This is a genomic window from Ruegeria sp. F11, assembly GCF_056533855.1.
This window is the reverse complement of sequence record NZ_JBQFOW010000004.1, coordinates 148,559-163,397: the sequence shown is the minus strand read 5'-3', so window position 1 is coordinate 163,397 and position 14,839 is coordinate 148,559. Positions and strand designations below refer to the sequence as shown.

Annotated in this window: 14 protein-coding genes; 5 read left to right on the top strand and 9 right to left on the bottom strand. The window is 59.7% G+C overall.

What is annotated here, in order from left to right; all coding sequences use genetic code 11:
* Nucleotides 1-86: 86 nt before the first annotated feature.
* Complete coding sequence (locus ACR0NJ_RS06935; RefSeq protein WP_480816399.1) at nucleotides 87-1,040, bottom strand: substrate-binding domain-containing protein; 954 nt, start codon at nucleotides 1,038-1,040, stop codon at nucleotides 87-89.
* Nucleotides 1,041-1,191: 151 nt separating this feature from the next.
* Here ACR0NJ_RS06935 and ACR0NJ_RS06930 point away from each other — a divergent pair, with 151 nt between their 5' ends.
* The 3 genes from ACR0NJ_RS06930 to ACR0NJ_RS06920 all read left to right on the top strand — a co-directional run bounded on the left by ACR0NJ_RS06930 (nucleotide 1,192) and on the right by ACR0NJ_RS06920 (nucleotide 4,502).
* The gene (locus tag ACR0NJ_RS06930) at nucleotides 1,192-2,160 is read left to right on the top strand and encodes a GntR family transcriptional regulator (protein ID WP_480816398.1); all 969 of its coding nucleotides are present in this window, start codon (nucleotides 1,192-1,194) and stop codon (nucleotides 2,158-2,160) included.
* A gap of 380 nt (nucleotides 2,161-2,540) precedes the next feature.
* On the top strand, nucleotides 2,541-3,578 hold the full coding sequence (gene mgrA, locus ACR0NJ_RS06925; protein WP_480816397.1) for an L-glyceraldehyde 3-phosphate reductase: 1,038 nt from the start codon (nucleotides 2,541-2,543) through the stop codon (nucleotides 3,576-3,578).
* A gap of 24 nt (nucleotides 3,579-3,602) precedes the next feature.
* Nucleotides 3,603-4,502 carry an NAD(P)-dependent oxidoreductase gene (locus ACR0NJ_RS06920; protein WP_480816396.1) on the top strand — a complete coding sequence of 300 codons (900 nt, stop codon included), beginning with the start codon at nucleotides 3,603-3,605 and terminating at the stop codon, nucleotides 4,500-4,502.
* Nucleotides 4,503-4,504: 2 nt separating this feature from the next.
* Here ACR0NJ_RS06920 and ACR0NJ_RS06915 read toward each other — a convergent pair whose 3' ends face one another.
* The 5 genes from ACR0NJ_RS06915 to ACR0NJ_RS06895 are packed head-to-tail and all read right to left on the bottom strand — an operon-like array spanning nucleotide 4,505 to nucleotide 9,796.
* A complete protein-coding gene (locus ACR0NJ_RS06915) occupies nucleotides 4,505-5,410 on the bottom strand; it encodes an SMP-30/gluconolactonase/LRE family protein (protein WP_480816395.1) in 906 nt (301 codons plus the stop codon).
* On the bottom strand, nucleotides 5,407-6,384 hold the full coding sequence (locus ACR0NJ_RS06910) for an ABC transporter permease (protein WP_480816394.1): 978 nt from the start codon (nucleotides 6,382-6,384) through the stop codon (nucleotides 5,407-5,409). Before ACR0NJ_RS06910 ends, ACR0NJ_RS06915 begins: the two co-directional genes overlap by 4 nt.
* Nucleotides 6,381-7,307 carry an ABC transporter permease gene (locus ACR0NJ_RS06905; protein ID WP_480816393.1) on the bottom strand — a complete coding sequence of 309 codons (927 nt, stop codon included), beginning with the start codon at nucleotides 7,305-7,307 and terminating at the stop codon, nucleotides 6,381-6,383. The genes ACR0NJ_RS06910 and ACR0NJ_RS06905 overlap by 4 nt, the downstream gene beginning before the upstream one ends.
* Entirely contained in the window at nucleotides 7,304-8,776 is a 1,473-nt protein-coding gene (locus tag ACR0NJ_RS06900) for a sugar ABC transporter ATP-binding protein (RefSeq protein ID WP_480816392.1), read from the bottom strand. Before ACR0NJ_RS06900 ends, ACR0NJ_RS06905 begins: the two co-directional genes overlap by 4 nt.
* 3 nt (nucleotides 8,777-8,779) lie before the next feature.
* Nucleotides 8,780-9,796 carry a substrate-binding domain-containing protein gene (locus tag ACR0NJ_RS06895; RefSeq protein ID WP_480816391.1) on the bottom strand — a complete coding sequence of 339 codons (1,017 nt, stop codon included), beginning with the start codon at nucleotides 9,794-9,796 and terminating at the stop codon, nucleotides 8,780-8,782.
* Between the two features lie 223 nt (nucleotides 9,797-10,019).
* Here ACR0NJ_RS06895 and ACR0NJ_RS06890 point away from each other — a divergent pair, with 223 nt between their 5' ends.
* Both ACR0NJ_RS06890 and ACR0NJ_RS06885 read left to right on the top strand, forming a co-directional pair.
* On the top strand, nucleotides 10,020-11,210 hold the full coding sequence (locus ACR0NJ_RS06890) for a GAF domain-containing sensor histidine kinase (protein ID WP_480816390.1): 1,191 nt from the start codon (nucleotides 10,020-10,022) through the stop codon (nucleotides 11,208-11,210).
* Nucleotides 11,207-11,941, top strand: coding sequence for a response regulator transcription factor (locus tag ACR0NJ_RS06885; RefSeq protein ID WP_480816389.1), 735 nt, complete (start codon nucleotides 11,207-11,209; stop codon nucleotides 11,939-11,941). The genes ACR0NJ_RS06890 and ACR0NJ_RS06885 overlap by 4 nt, the downstream gene beginning before the upstream one ends.
* A 63-nt stretch (nucleotides 11,942-12,004) precedes the next feature.
* Here ACR0NJ_RS06885 and ACR0NJ_RS06880 read toward each other — a convergent pair whose 3' ends face one another.
* The 3 genes from ACR0NJ_RS06880 to ACR0NJ_RS06870 are packed head-to-tail and all read right to left on the bottom strand — an operon-like array spanning nucleotide 12,005 to nucleotide 14,819.
* On the bottom strand, nucleotides 12,005-12,784 hold the full coding sequence (locus ACR0NJ_RS06880; RefSeq protein WP_480816388.1) for an IclR family transcriptional regulator: 780 nt from the start codon (nucleotides 12,782-12,784) through the stop codon (nucleotides 12,005-12,007).
* An 11-nt stretch (nucleotides 12,785-12,795) separates the two neighbouring features.
* Nucleotides 12,796-14,154: a TRAP transporter large permease gene (locus ACR0NJ_RS06875; protein ID WP_480816387.1), complete on the bottom strand. Its 1,359-nt coding sequence runs from the start codon at nucleotides 14,152-14,154 to the stop codon at nucleotides 12,796-12,798.
* A complete protein-coding gene (locus ACR0NJ_RS06870) occupies nucleotides 14,154-14,819 on the bottom strand; it encodes a TRAP transporter small permease (protein WP_480816386.1) in 666 nt (221 codons plus the stop codon). Before ACR0NJ_RS06870 ends, ACR0NJ_RS06875 begins: the two co-directional genes overlap by 1 nt.
* Nucleotides 14,820-14,839: the final 20 nt, after the last annotated feature.

Here is a 14,839-nt window from a genome sequence, read left to right as displayed (position 1 = left end):
TGGCTGTGAAGCAGTCGTGTGCACGGTGCGGCCCCCGGATGTCTTACGGGATGATGCGGGCAAAACGCCCGCATCCCGGCGCGATCTTACTTGATTTCGCCGAACCGTTCAGCCTCTTCCAGATTGTCAGCGCTGATCATGCGCGGGATGATCAGGTTCACAACCTCCTTGGGCCGTTCGCCGCTGGTGACAAAGGCGTTGACGATCTGCACCGCGGTGCGCGATTGCAGGCCCGGAAATTGATCGACCGCGCCTGCCAGACCACCTTCGCGCACAGCCAACAGCGCCTCGGGACCTGCGTCAAAGGCAATGATCTTGACCTGATCTTCGGCCCCCAGCGACCGAAGTGCCTCGAGCGCGCCCAGACCCATTTCGTCATTGGCGGCGACGATCACGTCGGGCATCTCAGATAGACCAGTCAGGATGGCGTTAGTCACGCTCAACCCCTGATCGCGGCTCCAGTTCGCGGTCTGCTCGGCCACGATTTCGTACTTGTCACTCAGCGGGTCGAGCACATTGTGCAGGCCCTGATTGCGGTCGATAGCGGGGCTAGCTCCGGGCTGACCCTGAAGGTTCACGACCCTTGCGCCATCCGGGAACTGCTCGACCACCCATTGCCCCTGTGCCTCGCCCCCGGCGACGTTATCCGCACCGACATGCGCAAGCAGGCCATCAACACCATCGACACGGCGGTCGATCGTCACAACCGGGATCCCTTCGTTCACCGCATCCTCGATCGCACCCGCCAGCGCGTTCACGTCATTGGGGCTGATGATGATGCCATCGACACCCTGCACGATGGCATTTTCAACATCGGCCACCTGCTTGGGAGATTCATTGCGGCCATCCGCCTCGATCACCGAGATGCTCCCGATCTTCTCGGCCTCGTCATTGATGCTGCTTTGCATGTGGACAAAGAACGGGAATTGCAGCGACGGCATCGAGGACATGATCGTCATGTCTTCGGCAAATGCGGGGCTTGCGATGCCAATGCTCAGTGCGGCGGCGGCCATCATGCGCTTAATATCGGTGTGTTTCATCTTTTACCTCCTGGGTCTGCCTCGGTTTTGACAACCGATGTCCAATGCTTTTTGACTTTTGCACACAAAAGTAGTTTCTTCAAGTTTGACGTGATGTGTGATTGTAGACCGGAATTCAACGCGGCAACCGACCGGAACAGGAGACAGCGGAGTGAGCGACGGGCGCACCCATCCGATGTATGCGCAAATCAGCGATCGGCTTGGCGATGCGATCCGCACCGGCCTTGTGCCGGATGGCACCGTGCTGACGGAATCCATCATTGCCGATCACTTCGAAGTCAGCCGCCAGACCGCCCGCAACGCGTTGCAAACGTTGCAGGGCAACGGGCAAATCATTGCCCGGGCAGGCAAACGCGGCTTTACCGTCGCCGCGCCGCTAGACACGCCGCCTAACAGCCCCGACCGGGCCGGTAACCCACTGGCGGGAATTGAAAAGCTACCGCCTACGATCAAATGGATCGAACGTTACGACGCTATCAAGTTCGAACTTCTGGCCCTTGCCAGCGCCGGAGAGCGCCGGATCGTGCCGTCAAAACTGGCCGAATGCCATGACATCAGCCGCACCGTATTGCGCGACATTCAGGTGCGGTTGGTCGAGGATAACATTATGCGCCTGGACGGGCAGAAATGGGTGCTGAACCGCTTTGACGCGCGCGCCATCGCAGAGCAATTTCAGGTCAGAATCCTACTCGAACCACATGCGCTGAGCGAAGGCTTCGACCGGATCGATCAGGGATTTCTAAAGGATTGCATTGCCCGCCTGGAATCCGCGAACCAGCAAAGCGCTTCGCTGACGTCACAACGGCTGGAACAGCTCGAGGCTGATCTGCATGATCACCTGCTGTCCTACTGCGGCAACGACTTCCTGATGGCGGTCTTACGGCGCAGTCGGTTGGTGCATGTCTTCAACAGCTTCTATTTCCCCCGCTACAGTTCGCGCCACCTATTTGCGGACGAACATACCGAGGTGTTTACCGCAGCCCTTGCGGGGAACCTGCAGGGGGCCCAGTCAGCACTGGTCCGGCATCTGGAGAGCTCATCGCAAAAGACACAGGAACGACTTGAGCGGTTCAAACAGGAAAACGCAGGTCTGGATTACCCCTATGCGCGTTCTTTGTAGAAAACCGCGCGGGCACGGGGAACAGAGGACATGGCCGCCCAAACCCCGCGCTTCAGATTTACTGCGCTGCCCCGAGGCGACCCCATCGACTTTTTCAAATGCGGACAATTCTTCATCCGTGACTTCAGCAGCGATCACCTGTGCGGCAGCCGAACAGTTCACAGAAGTCAGCACCGCGACAAAATTACAGGAGCCAAATTAGCCGATGGGTCAAGTGCGGTATTCGGGTGTCGACGGGTGTTCAAGACATCGTTATCCGACCGGGGAAAGATGTTAATTTGACACCCCAGTGCAGTATAGATTTCAGGCAACGCGGGACATGCCCCACCATTCAGGGGTTCGCCAATGCCTCGCCAGCTCATCTTAAAGGACAGCATACCATGGCAGGAAGTTCCTACGTGCCCCGCGCGGGCCGATACGACGATATGATCTATAATCACTGCGGGCACAGCGGCTTGAAACTGCCCGCAATTTCGCTGGGGCTTTGGCACAATTTCGGCGCGGACAGACCACATAGCCTTAAACAAGCCTTGTGCCGGACGGCTTTTGACCTCGGCATCACACATTTTGATCTGGCCAACAATTACGGCCCCCCTCCGGGCAGTGCCGAGGAAGCCTTTGGGCAAATCCTGAAAACGGATTTTGCCGGGTATCGGGATGAGTTGGTCATCTCATCCAAGGCCGGCTACGACATGTGGCCCGGTCCTTATGGCGAATGGGGCAGCCGCAAGTATCTGATCGCGTCCTGTGATCAGAGTCTCAAACGCATGGGGCTGGACTATGTCGATATCTTCTATTCGCACCGGTTCGATCCCGACACCCCGCTGGAAGAAACCATGGGCGCGTTGGATCAGATCGTGCGGTCCGGTAAGGCGCTATATGTCGGGATATCATCCTACAACTCGCAGCGCACGCGCGAGGCTGCTGCCATCCTGAAAGATCTGGGCACGCCCTGCATCATCCATCAGCCCAGCTACAACATGATCAACCGCTGGGTTGAGACGGACGGGTTGAAGGATACTCTGAAAGAGCTTGGTATCGGCTCGATTGCCTTCACGCCGCTGGCGCAGGGGATGCTGACCGGGAAATACTTGAGCGGCGTTCCGCAAGACAGCCGGGCGGCGGATGACAAATCGTTGAATCCCGGCCTGCTGACCGAAAAGACCATCAAAAACCTACGCAACCTGGATGCCATCGCCAAACGCCGGGGGCAGACGCTGGCGCAGATGGCACTGGCCTGGGTGCTGCGCGATGGCGGGATCACAACGGCGCTGATCGGCGCATCCAGATCAGAGCAGATAACCGATTGCGTCGGGGCCCTGAAAAACATCGAGTTTACATCCGATGAACTGGCCGAGATTGACCTTTATTCCGCCAATGGCGAGGTCAACCTGTGGTCGCAGTCCTCTAACGCTTAATCCGATTTGAATAAGGAACTAAGTATGAGCAAACCTGTTATTGGTTTTATCGGCGTCGGCCTGATGGGGCACGGCATGGCCAAGAATATTGTCGAGAAAGGCTACCCGCTGGTCGTGATGGGCCACCGCAACCGAGCGCCTGTCGAAGATCTGCTGCAGCGGGGCGCGTCCGAGGTCAAAACCGCAAAAGACATGGCCGATCGGTGCGATATCATCCACCTGTGCGTCTCCGGCAGCCCGCAAGTAGAACAGATCGTGCGCGGCCCCGAGGGGATTTTGGCCTCGGGCAAAAAGGGCCTGATCGTTGTTGATTGCTCGACCTCTGATCCTGTCTCGACCCTGCAACTGGCAGCCGAACTACGCGCGGCAGGTATGGACATGGCCGACGCCCCTTTGGCCAAAACTCCGGTCGAGGCCGAGGCGGGCACGCTGGACACGATGGTCGGCGCAACGCCCGAGACGTTTGAAAAGATCAAACCGGTTCTGGACTGCTGGTCCGGATTGGCCGTGCATCTGGGCGAGGTTGGTCTGGGGCACAAGATGAAGCTGATCAACAACTTCATCTCACTTGGCTATGCAGCGCTTTATTCCGAGGCGCTGGCGATTGCTGAGAAATCCGGCCTGACTGTTGAGCAGGTGGATTCCATTATCCGACCTGGCCGTCTGTCGAACGGGTTCTATGAGACCTTCATGAAATGGACGTTGGAGCGGGACGAAAACGCGCACCGGTTTTCTGTCACCAATGCCCATAAGGACATGCGGTATCTGACCAACCTGGCCAACAGCGTTGGGGCCCTCAACCCGGTGCAGGCGGATGTGCGGAACGCGTTTGCGGCGATGGACGCCGCAGGTCAGGGTGAGCGGTACCTGCCGATGCTGGCGGATTTCATCGCGCAGATGAACGGTCTGGACAGGGGCAAGTAACCCTAGCGTTCCGCCGTATTCACAAAAACCGAATAGACCGAGGTGGTCGCGGTGATGAACAGCACATTGCCGCGCTCACCGCCAAAGGTCAGGTTGGCGACCCGTTCGGGCACCAGAATCTTGCCCAGCAAGTCTCCTGACGGGGAAAACACATGCACGCCATCCCCGGCAGAGCACCAGACGTTGTCATGGCGATCCACCCGCAGCCCATCGGGCAGACCGTTGTCGATCTCGGCAAAGTGCCGCCCGTTGGTCAGAGTGCCGTCTGGCAAGACATCAAAGGCTTTCAGGATCGACGGGACCGAGGCATCGTGGCTGCTGCCGGACTCGGCGATGTACAGCCGCGTTTCATCCTTGGAAAAGGCCAGCCCGTTGGGTTGAACAAATCCATCCGCGACGGGCGTTAGCGAGAAATCCTCGGGGTCCACCCGGTACACATAGTTTCCGTCCTGTTCGGGATCAGCTTTGTGCCCCTCGAGATCGGACAGGATTCCGTAGGTGGGATCGGAAAACCAGATGGACTCGTCCGAATGCACCACCACGTCATTTGGTGAATTCAGACGTTTGCCCTGATACGCATCGGCCAGAACGGTCCTGCTGCCGTCATGCTCGGTGCGCACGACAGATCGGGTCCCGTGCTGGCAGGTCACCAGACGGCCCTGCGGGTCACGGGTGTTGCCATTGGCATAGTTGGATGCGGTGCGAAAAACGCTTGTGCCCGCATCCGGCGTCCAGCGCAGGATACGTTCATTGGGAATATCCGAGAACAGCAACGTGTTATGCGCGGGAAACCAGACCGGTCCTTCGGTCCAGGTATGCCCGGTCGATATGCGCGACAGCGCCAGATTGGCATGGATCAGATCGCTGAATTCGGGACGGACGACATCGTATAGCTGTGTGCTGGTCATGCGTCATATCCTTTCCGATTGGCCAGAGTGACGACGCCGACGATCACCAGACCGGTCAAAACAAGCCGAATACCGGCCCCCAACCCATAAGAGTTCAGCATCGAAACGATGAGGAACATGAACAGAGCAGCACCCCAGATGCCCGGCACGTTGGAATTGCCCCCGCCGATCGAGGACCCTCCGATCACGACCACGGCGATGGACATCAGCATGTATTCCGTGCCCATGTTCAGGTTCGCACCGCCCGAGAAGCTGGCCAGCAGAAACCCGGCCAATGCCGCGCAAACGGCGGAGTTCACATAGACCGCGAACCGCACCGCGTTGACGGGAACGCCACTTAGCCGAGCGGCGCGCAGGTTCTGGCCGATGGCGGAAATCCAGCGCCCGGCAATGGCGCGCTCCAGCAAAAGCCATACGAACGCCGCCAGCCCGATCCCCACAAGCGCCACGTTGGGCACGCCCAATGTGCCGCCAGTGGCGAAATCGGCCAGAGGCTCGGGCGGTTTGATCCGCAGGCCCCGGTTCGACCAGATCGCCAGCGATTGATAGAGGAAAGACGCCGACAGGGTGGCAATAATCGGCGGAATGCGCAGCAGCAGGATCAGCGTGAAGTTCAGAACCCCGCAGCCGATGCCGACGCCGATGGCGACCAGCAATCCCGGCAAGATCAGCCCTGTCTGCGTGTCCATGAACTTGAGCGCAAGCGTGGCAGCCAATGTCATCGAGGCCGGTATCGACAAATCGACATTTCCCGGGCCCAGCGTGATCACCAGCATCTGCCCGATCCCGACAATGGCCGAGAATGAGGCAAAGGTCAGCGCCGCATACAGCAACGACCCCGCCCCCGATCCGGCAATCATGCTGGTCGCGCCGAAGGTCAGCGCAGCCGCCACATAGGCCCAGAGCCAGGGTTTACGCAGCAGATTGCGCAAAGGGCTGCGGGGCGCGGCCATGGGTGTTGCCTCATCCGTCATGCGGTCGCCCCCCTGCGCACGAACAGAAGCCGCACCGCCAGTACCAGGATCAGGATCGCGCCTTGCGCGCCGATCTGCCAATCCGGGGACAGTCGCAGAAAGGACAGGAAACTTGCGGCCAGTGTCAGCGTCAGCGCTCCGATCACCGCGCCGAAGGGCGAGATGCGGCCGCCCACGAACTCGCCACCGCCAAGGATCACTCCGGCAATCGACAACAGCGTGTAACGCAGCGCGATATTGGCATCTGCGGCGGTCGTCAGCCCGACCAGACACATCCCTGCCAGAACGCCGAACAACCCGGCCAGCCCGTAGGCCCCGGCACGCAGCTTGACCACGGACCACCCTGCCCGCTCCATCGCGCGCTCATTACCGCCGACACCTTGCAGGATGACGCCGACCCACGACCGCTTGATCAGCAGATGAACCGCAAAGGCAATGACCAGCGGCGCAATCACGGCAATGGGCACCAGCGGCGTCTTGAGGCTCATCAGCGTTTTCAGCCACTGGGGCGCGGCCCCACCGGGCGAGGGCAGGATCAACACCGCGAGCCCGCCCCAAACGAAAGACATACCCAGCGTCACCACAATGGCGGGCAGACCACGCAGTTGGATCAGGGCACCCAGCCCCGCATAGGCCAGAATGGCAGCCGCCAGAATGACATATCCCAGCAGCGGCGTGTCATGCACAAAGGTCGCCGTCACGCAGGCGCAGAAACTGACGAAGGTGCCAATCGACAGGTCGATATCGTTGACCATGATGATCATCATCTGAGCAATCGTCGCCAGCGCCACTGGGATAGCCAGATTGAACAGTAGGTTCAGGCCAAAATAGCTCATCGCGCGGGGCTGCAGATAGAACACCGCCCCCAGCAGGACGGCCAGGGACAGAACCGGCAGCAACAGGCGCATGCGGTCGGCGGTCATTCCGCGGCCTCCTGCATTTCGAACGAGGCGCGCAGGATGTTTTCCTCGGAAATGTCGTCGCCGCTCAGTTCCGCAGCGATTGCGCCTGCGCGGAATACAAAGACCCGGTCGCATTCAAGGATTTCATCCGTCTCGGTCGAATACCAAAGAAAGCTGCGGCCCTTGGCAGCCTCATCCTGAATCATCTGGTAAACTTCTTTCTTGGTTCCCACATCCACGCCGCGCATCGGGTCATCCATCACCACAATCGGCGCGCCCGAGGCCAGCGCACGGGCAAACAGAACCTTTTGCTGATTGCCGCCCGACAGCGACAGGATCGGGTTCAGCAGGTTGTCGGTACGAATGCCGATCCGCTCTTTCCAGCTTTGGACCAGCGTGGCCTCGGCCCCGCGATCCACCATGATCTTGCGGCTGAATTCGGGCAGCGTGGTCAGGGACAGGTTGCGCAGGATCGACCAGAGCGGCATCACCCCGTCGCGCGACCGATCCCCCGCGACAAAGACCACTTCGGGCCGTTTCTGGGTTTTCCAGACTGAGGAATGGTCGAAGAAGATTTGCGCCAAAGCCTCGGCCTGCCCGTGCCCGGCCAGCCCGGCCAGCCCGACAATCTCGCCCCTGCGGGCGTTCAGACCGTTCTCGGACCGGATCACCTCGGCCCCGAGGTCGCGGGTTGAACCTGCGTCTTCCGCATCTTCATGGTCGGGGGCGACATGGCCCATCGCATCCACGATGCTGCTGCGGGTAAAGGACTGGGCTGGTTGGTCATCGACGATCTTGCCGTCTTTCATGATGACGATCCGTGTCGCAACCTCGAACACCTCACCCATCATGTGCGAAATGAACAGAACTGCCCCGCCCGAGGCACAGAATCGTTTGATATGATCCAGCAATTGCTGGGCGATGGCCGCGTCCAGCGAGGATGTCGGTTCATCCAGAATAACAAGGCGGGCCGCGCGGTCGCGTTCGGCAAAGGCAATCGCGATCTCGACCATCTGACGTTCGGCAATGGTCAGATCGCCCACGGTCGCATGCGCGCGGATACCATGGCCCGGAAAGACAAGGTCCAGCGCGTCGGTGATCTTCTGCTGCGCCAGACGACGCCACCCCTTGCGGGGCATATTGCGGTAGGGGATGCGCAGGTTTTCGAGAACGGTCAGGTTCGGACATAGCGACAGTTCCTGAAACACGCTGCGCACTCCGGCGTTTTGCGCGTTCTGGCTGTTTCTCAGCGCCACGTCTCCGCCGCGATACAGAACGGTCCCGCCGGTCTGGGTCAGCCGCCCGTTGATCACATTCGCCAGCGTCGACTTTCCGGCCCCGTTATGGCCCACAAGCCCAACGCATTCGCCCGCGCCGACGGTGATCGACGCGGCGCGCAGCGCGTGGACCGGGCCAAAGGACATATCGGCCCCCTCCAGCGTGACAACCGGCGCATCGGATGCGCCGGGTCTCTTTTGGTTTTCCGTCATGGATTACTTGGAGTCGGCGATGACAGCCTTAGCCTCATCCAATGTGTATTCAACATTGGCGACCGAGCCCTTGGGCGTGGTTTTCAGGGCTTCTTCCAAATCGTCCTGCGTGATGGTCAGGAAGGGAACGGTCAGATCCTTGGGCACATCCGCCCCATCCAGAACCTGCTGCGCAACCCAAAAGGCCAGCGTGCTGACACCCGGAGCGATCGACAGCGAGGTCGTCTCGTACCCGTTTGCCGCCTTTTCATCGGCCCACCACTGCATCTCGTCCTGACGGTTGCCCATGACGATAGTCGGCATCGGGCGATCCGTGGCCCCAATCGCCTGCGCCGCGCCATAGCCATCACCGCCCTGGGTCACGACACCCACAATCTCGGGCAGGCTGGGAAGGACACCGGCAACGGCCTTTTGCGCCACGTCCTGCGCCCAATCGCCATGCACCGAACCGACAATTTCGAAGTTGGAGTTCTTAACCTCGTCATGAATGCCAGCGCTGATCTCGTCATCGACGAACACGCCAGCCAGACCACGAATTTCGAGCAGGTTGCCGCCATCAGGATAGCGTTCCGCGAGGTACTTCACCTGTTCGCGGCCCATCTGCTGAAAGTCGACCGCGATGCGCCACGCGCAAGGTTCCTGCACGATACCGTCAAAGGACACAACGGTGATCCCCGCGTCACAGGCCGCCTTGACCGCCCCGTTAATTGCCGTGGGTGAGGCCGCGTTGATGACGATGGCGTCATAGCCCTGCAGGATCATGTTCTGAATCTGCGCCGCCTGCTCGGTGGCCTGGTTTTCCGAGGTTGTGAACGCGTCTGCTGCAGCGACAACGCCTTCGGCAACAGCGGCGTCCCCGTTCTTTTTCCAGCTTTCCAGCATCGCCTGACGCCACGAGTTTCCGGCATAGTTGTTCGACAGTGCAATGCGTTTGTCAGACGTATCCGCCGCAACGCTGGATGCAGCAGCAACTAAGGTGGTCCCGGCAACCGCGCCGAGCAATATGGCCTTCAGTGTCATCTTATCCTCCCTGAGCGGCCCAACCGCCGCGCAAACTGTGCCCGCCTCCTCCAGCCGGCAGCAAAAGGATTCACCGCCCGCGCCGATTGCGTAAGAGTAAGACACGCGCAAAGCTTGCGGGTTCCCGCAAATTCGCGGCGGAAGTCCGCATGACATGTTCCCGGGCAGGCGATATAGTCACGTGTGCCGGACGCCTGAGGCCGGTTTCAAGAAGGGCGCGCACATGGCAGACCTTGCTTATTACCTGCGGATTTCCAATCATCTGGCGGGTAATCTGGACATCAAATCCGCGCTGCGCTCGGTCAAATCCGAGATCGACCGAATTCTGGAAGTGGATCATCTGGATGTCTGCCTGATCGACGAAAACGGGGCCCTGAACACCAGTTACGAGGTCGGCTTGCACACAAGCTGGAGCCGCACCCGCGCCCCGGCTGCAGTATCCCCGGTGCGGGACATTCTGCTGGGAAAATGCGACAGTCTGCTGACCGGGAATGCGTTGGAAGACCCAAGATACGTGTTTGAAGGGGCCGATGCCGGGCCGATCATTCGCCACAAGATGCGCAGCCGGGTCAATGTGGCGATGAAAGTGCTGGGGCGCACGATTGGCGCGCTGAACTGTTCCTCCAAGAAGCCCGATTTCTATGACGAACACGCGGTTGAACAGGTGCGCAACATCGCGGATATCCTGGCCCCTTATTTCTACGCACTGCGCGCCACGGAACAGGCCAAACGCGAAGCCATCATGCGCGCCGAGGTGCAGGCCCGCGAGGAGGGATTGCGGCAGGGCGCATCCAGCCTGACCGACGCTCTGGAACTGGAACGTCAACGTATCGGAATGGACCTGCACGATCAGACGCTTGCCGATCTGACCCGGATCAGTCGCGATCTGGAACGCTGCAAGTCGCTTCAGGATATCGACGCCCTGCAGGCCAGCATGCAAAGCTGCATTCAGGATCTGCGCGGCATTATCGACATGTCGATCCCGTCACTGCTCGAACTGTTCGGGTTTCAACACGCGGTCCGGACACATTTGGAACGCGCTGTCGGCGCGGACCAGCAGATCGAGATCGATGTGCGGGATTTGTCCGACGGACTAGTAGATAGACTGTCCGAGGCCAGGCGCATTGCCCTGTTCCGCATCACGCAAGAGGCCATAAACAACGCCGTCCGCCATGCGCAAGCGAGCGAGATCACGGTTGAAATCCAGTGTAACGGCGGCCTGTATCTGCGCATCAGGGATGACGGAATCGGTGCGACCCGAGATATTGATCAAAGGGTGTCTGGCGGCCTCACCCATATGCGGACGCGGGCCCAACTGATCGGGGCGCAGTTTTCAATAGACCAATCCAGCGGCACCGAAATTGCAGTCAGCTTGCCGGTATCCGAATGTGCAAACTCTGAGGGTGTGGAATGAAAGTTCTGTTGGTCGAAGATGACGCTATGCACGCGACCTACCTGAAGGAGATCGTGTCCGAAGCCCTGCCCGAAGCCACCGAAGTCAGCGTGGCGACCAACGGGCGCGATGGCGAGGTGCAGGCCCGCCAGGACGCGGTCGAAGCGGTCGTCATGGATCTGCGCATGAAAGAGCGCAATGGGATCGAGGCCGCCAGAACGATTTGGGCGGAACGGCCCGCCACGCGCATTCTGTTCTGGTCCAACTACTCCGACGAGGCCTATCTTCGCGGCATCACCCGCATCGTCCCGAAAGAGGCCGCCTATGGCTATGTCCTAAAAACCGCCAGCCCGTCCCGCATGCATCTGGCCCTGCGCGCCGTTTTGGTCGAGGCCCAGATCGTTGTCGACCGCGAAATACATCAGATCCAGCGCGATCAGAACCGCGCGGGAGAGGCCCTGACCGAGGTCGAACTTGCCATCCTGTCCGATCTGGCTTTGGGGCTGTCGGACAAAACGATCGCGCAGCGACGGAAACTGGCGTTGCGCACGGTGCAGAACCGATTGTTGTCGATCTACGAGAAGCTGGATGTAAACGATCTGCCGCTGGCGGGAACCGATGTTACAATCAACAAGCGTGTCAGGGCAGTGTCCAAGGCCATACGCGCGCAGATTTTGAATATCGAAGCGATAGCCGCGGCGGAAAAAGAGTTCGGTGATTGGTTGCCCAGAGTTCAGTCGCACAGTGTGTGATTGTCTGTGCAGGGTTCCGTGCCAAAGTTTAGGTTGGCTGACCGAGGCTCACCGTTGCTGAGGTCAAGAGGACAGCAGGTTCGAAAGTTTACCCGATCCCGCTTTAAGCAAGGTCAGAAACTGCGTTAAGCTGTCCAAATCATGCCGTTGGGATGGGGCGTGAACGGACAAAGTCGCAACGAGTCTGGCATTTTCATCAAGCACGGGAACGGCGACGGCAACCATACCCGGCATGAACTCTTCATTATCCGTCGAGTATCCGTCGTGGGAAATGCGTTTGATCTCATCGCGCAGCGCGTCGGGGTCTACTATTGTTTTTTCGGTGTTCTGACTCAGGCTCCGGGCGGTAAGAAACCCATCCAGCGTGTTCCTGCGCAGCGTGGACAGATACATCTTGCCGCTTGCGGTACAATGAAACGGAACCTGAGTTCCGATTGGCAACTGAATACGCAGCGGCCATTTGGTTTCGATCCGGTCCAGATAGATCATCCCTTCGCGATCCGGCACGGCGAGGTTGCAGGTTTCGCCGATTTCATCCGCAACCCCGCGCAAAATCGCCAGACGGGCGGTGCGCAGATGTTCCGAGGACATCGTATTGACCGACAGCTGACGCAGTCGCGGGCCGGGGCCGAACGAGCGGCCATCCAGATCGCGCTGCAGAAACCCCTCGGCCTCGGCGGTTTGCAGCAGGCGGTGGATCGTGGGTTTCGCCAGACCCAGCGTGTCGATCAGATCCGACGGTTTTACCGCGACCCCGCGCCGGGCGACCTCTTCCAGGATCAGCAGCAGGCGCAGGTTTGTCGGTATCTGGGTGTCTCTTTCTGGTGCATCTGTGTCGGCCATCCCGCTACATTCTAGTTGTTTGGCAGCAGGATCAAGGCCAGATCAGGCACCAGCGACACCAATATCCACACCGACAGCAGCGCCGCCAGATACGGCACCGTGTAGCGCAGCAATCGGAAATAGGGCACGCCGGTCACGCCGGAAGCCACATACAGATTCAGCCCGTAAGGCGGGGTGATGAACCCGATGGACGCGCCCACCAGAAAGATCACCGAAAAGTGGATCGGATCAACTCCGACTGAAGTCGCAATGGGGGCCAGAATCGGCGCAAGGATGATCGTGACCGGCAGGCTTTCCAGCACCATGCCGGAAAAGAACACGATCACCATCGAGGTGAACAGCACCGCATAATACCCACCCATGGACGTCACGAAGTCACCGATGGTCTGTTGCGCGCCCAACAGCGAAAGGATTTGCTGCATCACAACCGATACCGCGATCAAGGGGGCTAGAATGCCGGTGATCTGTGCCGACCTTATCACGATGGAGGGGATTTCCGGGATGGTGAAGCCCTGAACCACCAACATCTCGGCATAGGTTTTTTCGGTCGGGGGGATGTTGTTGCGGGCGCCCATGATGCGGTTGATCGGATAGCTGACCAGCCCGGCGATCACGCAGAAGCCAACGGTAACGCCCGCCGCTTCGGTCGGGGAAAACTTGCCCGTGTATATCCCCCACAGAACAAGGCCGATGGCAAAGAATCCCAGCCACGCCCCAAAGGCGGTTTTCAGGATGCGGTTCAGTTGCAGCGGGATCAGGTGGCCCCAACCGTTGAGGCGGCAGATGATCCAGCAGGCCAGTTGCATTCCCATGACCATCAGCGCGCCCGGCAGAATACCAGCCACGAACAGCTCGGAAATTGGCAGGTTCATCAGGAACCCGTAGACGATGAAGATGATCGAGGGCGGGATGATGATCCCGACCGTACCGCCCGCCGCAGCGGTGGCGGCGCTGAAACGTTCGTCATAGCCGCCCTTGACCATCTCGGGGTGCAGCATGGACCCGATCGTCGCCGTGGTGGCCGAGTTAGACCCCGAGATCGCCGCGAACAGCCCGCAGGCCCCAAGCGAGGCCATGGCCAGACCGCCCCGTATCCAGCCCAGACAGGCATAGGCAAAATCGCTGAGACGTCGCGCGATGCCGGATTTGTTGATCAGGTCTCCGGTCAGGATGAACAGCGGCATCGCCAACAGCGCGAACCCCTTGTTGAAGACGTTCAGAAGCTCGGCCCCCATATTGTCCAGCGTCAGCCCCAGCACAAACGAGCAGCCGATCACCCAATAGCTGATCACCAACAGAACCGGCACGCCCAGCATGAACAGAAACGTGACGCCGAGCGAGATCAGTGTGACCCAGGTTCCGTCCGCCATCAGTCTGACCCGATCACAGCCTGCTGCAACAGCGGCTGCCCTGTTTTCCAGTTGTGAAAATCATCAGCCAGGTTTTGAAACACCCGCCCGACCATGAGGAAGAATGACAGCGGCGCGGCCAGCAGGAACCACCACTGCATGATGTTGTCCGTACCCAACACGATCTGAAAATTCGACGCGGACAGGGCCACCAGACGGGAGGTTGTCACGATGACGATCACCGCGAAGATGAACCACAGCACAGCATCCAGTATCAGGCAGGCCAGTTGCCCGCCCCGCGGCATTGCGCTGCGAAACTCACTGAAACTCAGATGGGTGCGCAGGCGGACGTTGTAGGACGCGCCGAACCACGCCATCACCATGAACAGAAGCGGGGGAATGGTGGTCGACCACGGCTCTTGGTCGTTGAACACGAAACGGTCGATGACGCCCCAGAAGATGATCAGCGCAATCGCGAGATAGGAATAGACCATCACCGAGCGTTCAAGGTGACGTTCGACAAAGGGCACCTTGCGGTAGATGAACATGATCAAAAGCCCGCCAAGTGCCGCGGCAACCGCGCCGACCGTCCAGGCGGCGTCGGATCGCAATGCCGATTGAATCTCGAACGAATCCTGGCTGGCGAGCGCGCTGAAGATCGCGCCGATGTCTGCCCAAAATGACATGAACCCCGTCCTCCCAGTCG